Here is a 4,445-nt window from a genome sequence, read left to right as displayed (position 1 = left end):
CTTCTGCGTGTCATCATTTTGCAGCTGGGGGATGACGTTCCTCGCGCACGTCGTGAATTTGAAACCTACGCGGAATGGATGAAGCTTCCTGCAGAAGAAACTTTGGTGGGCAAGAATCAGGCCCAGATGATTGACCTGTACAAGACTTTCCGTACCCGCGCAGGCCTTGGCTTTGAACGTGACGTTTATCTGGAACAGGAGCCGGGCGACCGTCAGGAAGCCGCAGAAAAGCCCATTCAGTTTGCGGTCCTGGTTCACAATCTCCGCAGTGCCTTTAACGTGGGCTCCATTATTCGCAGTACCGACTGCTTCGGCCTGGAAGGCGTACACCTTAGCGGATATAGCTGCAGTCCCGATCACGTCACCGTGAAAAGTGCCGCCCGCGGCTGCCAGGAATGGATTCCCATCAAACGCTGGGAAGATCCTTTTGACTGCATCAACTGGCACAAGGAAAACGGCTACGAAATTATCGCCCTTGAAACCGGCGAAGACATTCCCGATATAAACAAAGTAACATGGCCGGAAAAGGGCCTGATTATTCTGGGTAACGAAGAACTGGGAATCGCTCCCGAAATCATGGCCGCCACCACCATGAAGGTGACCATTCCTATGGCGGGTCGCAAGGCCAGTATGAACGTGGCAGGAGCATTCGCTATCATGGCTTTTAAGATCCGCTCGAGCTATTCTGCATAATGACAGAGGCCGTTCTTGAAGTTCTCTGAAATTTTTGCAAGGAAATGGAAAATGAAAAAGAATTTCTTGACAAGTGTTGCGTTTGCGCTGGCTTTGGGCCTTGTGGCCTGCGATGACAGCACTTCTGCGAATGGTTCGTCCGGGGATGAAAATCCCGCTGAAGTGTCTTCCTCTAGTGTCATCCCGAGCGAAGCGAAGCAATCCAGTAGTTCTGTAGTAAGTTCCAGCTCAGTAACTTCCTCTAGTTCTGCGAAGTCATCTTCTTCGTCGGTTGTAAGTTCTTCCTCGTCATCCTCGGCCCCGACCGAGGATTCTGGCAGTTCCAAACTCGCCTGGCAGTACCTGAACCCAAACATTGACTATGGCGAGTTTACCGATGCCCGCGATGGCCAAGTGTACAAGACCGTAACCATCGGCACCCAGACCTGGATGGCTGAGAACCTGAACTATCGCTACGTAGGCGTGAAACACAATTACAACGGTTACACCTCCGACTCCACCAGCTGGTGCTATGAAAATGAAGCTTCCAACTGCGACAAGTATGGTCGTCTTTACACCTGGAGCGCCGTGATGGACAGTGCTGCCCAGTTCAGCGTAAACGCAGGAACCAAATGCGGCTACGGTAAGACCTGTACCCCCAATAGCCCCCACCGCGGCATTTGCCCAGAAGGCTGGCATGTGCCCACGAACAAGGAGTACAGCACTCTGTACACCTACATCGGTGGTTCCAGCACCGCTGGTTCGTTGTTGAAATCTACCAGCGGCTGGTACAGTGGCGGCAACGGTTCCGACAAGTATGGCGTCTCGGTGCTCCCCGCCGGTTACAGGAACTACAATGGCGGTTTCTACTATGAGAGCGACGACGCCGACTTGTGGTCTGCCTCTGAGTACAGTAGCAAAGGCGCGTGGTACCAGTACTTCCGCTACAATTACGACGACGCGCGCCAGCGCAACCACGACAAGTACAACGGTCAAAGTTTGCGTTGCCTCAAGGACTAAAGCAAACTTATAACCGAACCAGAGCATAGGCAACGCCAATCCAGGCTGCCAAGCCGCAAGGCAAGGCTGCCCGTTTTTTTGTTGCAGTCTATTTGCGTCATTTTTTCTCTAATAATGCCGCAAAATATGCGTCATCCTGGTGATGAAAAAGACCTTGTTCTGGAACCGCTTTGCAGACGTTGCCGTGACGGAGCGCCAGAAGGAAATCCTGAACATCTACCTGAACGGTTACGAAGGCAAGATGAACTCCAAGAACTGGGCGAACTTTGGCAAATGCTCCTCGGATACCGCCAACCGCGACCTGCAGGATTTATGTCAAAAAGGCCTTATCAAGTGCGACGACGAAGCCGCCAAGCGTAGGACGTACCACCTGGTGCTGGAGTAACATTTGCAAATTAAATTTGGGAAAAATTCCGAATTTTAATTTATAGATTTGTCTATAGAATAAATCTTGAAAATGCAGGATTAAGGTTGCTCATGAAAAAGAAATTCCTTGCTCTCGGAACTTGTGCGTTTGCGCTGGCTTTGGGCCTTGTGGCCTGCGATGACAGCACTTCTGCGAATGGTTCGTCCGGGGATGAAAATCCCGCTGAAGTGTCGTCTTCTTCAATCTTGACAACTTCGTCTCCGACCGAGGATCCTGGCAGTTCTTCTTCTAGTGTCATCCTGAGCGGAGGCAGCGCCGGAGTCGAAGGATCTAGCAGCTCAGTAACTTCCTCTAGTTCCGTGGAGTCCTCTTCGTCGGTTGCTAGCTCCTCTAGCGAGAAGAGCTCCTCTTCTATTGCTAGTAGTTCCAGCTCTGCGGTTTCCTCTAGTTCTGTGGAATCATCTTCTAGCGTAGAACTACCTCCTTCCTCTAGTGTCATCCCGAGCGAAGTCGAGGGATCTAGCAGCTCTGTTGCATCTTCCAGCTCCGCGAAGTCTTCGTCGTCGGTAGCAAGTAGTTCCTCGGTAAAGAGTAGTAGCAGTGTAGTTGTTGTAAAGGGGTCCATGACCGATTCTCGCGACGGTCAAGTTTACAAGACCATCACCATTGGCACCCAGACCTGGATGGCCCAGAACCTGAACTATCGCTACGTAGGCGTGAAGTTCAATAACAGCAGATACACTTCCGATTCCACCAGCTGGTGCTACGACAACAAAACTTCTAACTGCGAGAAGTACGGTCGCCTTTATACCTGGAGTGCCGTGATGGATAGCGCAGCCCAGTTCAATGTAAATGCAGGAACCAAGTGCGGCTATCGCAAGACCTGTACCCCCAATAGCCCCCACCGCGGCATTTGCCCAGAAGGCTGGCATGTGCCCACGAACAAGGAGTACAGCACTCTGTACACCTACATCGGTGGTTCCAGCACCGCTGGTTCGTTGTTGAAATCTACTAGCGGCTGGAATAATGGCTATAACGGCAAGAGCGGTAACGGTACCGACAAGTATGGCTTCTCGGTGCTCCCCGCCGGTTGCAGGGACGACAATGGCAATTTCCGCACTGAGGGCAGCGACGCCTGCTTGTGGTCTGCCTCTGAGTACAATAGCGACTACGCGTGGTATCAGGTCTTCTACTACGAAGACGCCGACGTGGCCCAGAACGGCTACTACAAGTGCTACGGTCAAAGTTTGCGTTGCCTCAAGGACTAAATCGAACTTATAACCGAGCCTGATTTAAACTCAAACAGGCCGTCAAGCTGCAAGGCAAGGCGGCCTGATTTTTTAGGTAATTCCACAAAAATCGTATGCTTTATTTGAAAGTTTTGCAAAAAGTGTACTTGACTACCATTTTTGCGAAATTTATATTTGAGGCATGATTAGGCGCCAAATCAAAGACTTCCTGTTAAAGTCTGCTTCGCAATACCCGGTCGTTCTGGTTCATGGCCCCAGGCAATCCGGGAAAACCACTCTTTGTCGCGACACTTTCGCCGACAAACCCTACATATCTCTAGAAAATCCTGACACCAGGGAAAGAGCTTTGCAGGATCCGCGAGGGTTCTTCAAAAGTATCCCGAACGGGGCCATTCTTGATGAAATTCAAAATGTTCCCCATTTGCTATCCTATATGCAGCAGATTGTCGATGAATCAAATCAAAAGGGTTTGTTCATTGTCACGGGCAGTAATAATTTTGCATTACAGCAAGCTGTGACTCAGACTCTTGCCGGTCGTGTCGCCATGCTTAAACTGCTGCCTTTTTCCCTGGACGAAATCAAGGAACTGAACGCAAGTGATTCCATCGACTGTCTTATTCTTTCGGGAGGGTACCCCCGCTATATAACGGAACGTCCAGACAGGTTCTTCTTTTACCAGAATTACATTTCAACCTATGTTGAGCGGGATGTTCGCCAAATTGTCAATATAAAGGATGCGGCTCTCTTTCATAGATTCCTTGTTCTTTGCGCTGGACGAATCGGCTCCATTTTGGATTACACTTCCCTTTCTAACGATTGCGGGATCAATGTTAGGACCGCGAAGGAATGGTTGTCGATTCTTGAGGCTTCGTTTATCGGCTTTACATTAAATCCGTGGTACATGAATAGGACTAAACGCTTGATAAAATCGCCGAAGTTCTACTTCTACGATACTGGGCTTGCGTGCGCCTTGCTAGGAATTACCGAAGAGTCGCAATTAAACCGCGATCCCTTGCGAGGCAATCTTTTTGAAAACCTTGTGATTCTTGAAAGAATGAAGCGTTCCTTTAATTGCGCGGAACAGAAAAATTTCTGGTATTATAGAACCAGTGACGGCAAGGAAATTGACCTTGTTG

5 protein-coding genes are annotated in these 4,445 nt (G+C 49.9%); all 5 read left to right on the top strand.

Features of this window, described 5'->3' with window-relative positions; genetic code table 11:
- Positions 1 to 693: TrmH family RNA methyltransferase (locus MJZ25_16345; GenBank protein ID MCQ2125746.1), on the top strand; the 693-nt coding region annotated here is incomplete at its 5' end.
- Between the two features lie 51 nt (positions 694 to 744).
- On the top strand, positions 745 to 1,692 hold the full coding sequence (locus MJZ25_16340) for a fibrobacter succinogenes major paralogous domain-containing protein (protein ID MCQ2125745.1): 948 nt from the start codon (positions 745 to 747) through the stop codon (positions 1,690 to 1,692).
- A 142-nt stretch (positions 1,693 to 1,834) separates the two neighbouring features.
- Entirely contained in the window at positions 1,835 to 2,077 is a 243-nt protein-coding gene (locus tag MJZ25_16335) for a hypothetical protein (GenBank protein ID MCQ2125744.1), read from the top strand.
- A gap of 92 nt (positions 2,078 to 2,169) precedes the next feature.
- On the top strand, positions 2,170 to 3,327 hold the full coding sequence (locus tag MJZ25_16330; GenBank protein ID MCQ2125743.1) for a fibrobacter succinogenes major paralogous domain-containing protein: 1,158 nt from the start codon (positions 2,170 to 2,172) through the stop codon (positions 3,325 to 3,327).
- 163 nt (positions 3,328 to 3,490) lie between these two features.
- Positions 3,491 to 4,445, top strand: a 955-nt coding sequence (locus MJZ25_16325) for an ATP-binding protein (protein MCQ2125742.1), incomplete at its 3' end; no start/stop codon positions are given.

The organism is Fibrobacter sp. (assembly GCA_024399065.1).
Taxonomy (GTDB): Bacteria; Fibrobacterota; Fibrobacteria; order Fibrobacterales; family Fibrobacteraceae; genus Fibrobacter.
The sequence above is the reverse complement of the archived record's forward strand: the minus strand, read 5'-3'. Positions and strand labels throughout refer to the sequence as shown.

Bases quoted from the DNA above. Each gene is read 5' to 3' on its own strand.
- MJZ25_16340 (MCQ2125745.1), top strand. From the start codon at position 745: ATGAAAAAGAATTTCTTGACAAGTGTTGCGTTTGCGCTGGCTTTGGGC.
- MJZ25_16335 (MCQ2125744.1), top strand. From the start codon at position 1,835: ATGAAAAAGACCTTGTTCTGGAACCGCTTTGCAGACGTTGCCGTGACG.
- MJZ25_16330 (MCQ2125743.1), top strand. From the start codon at position 2,170: ATGAAAAAGAAATTCCTTGCTCTCGGAACTTGTGCGTTTGCGCTGGCT.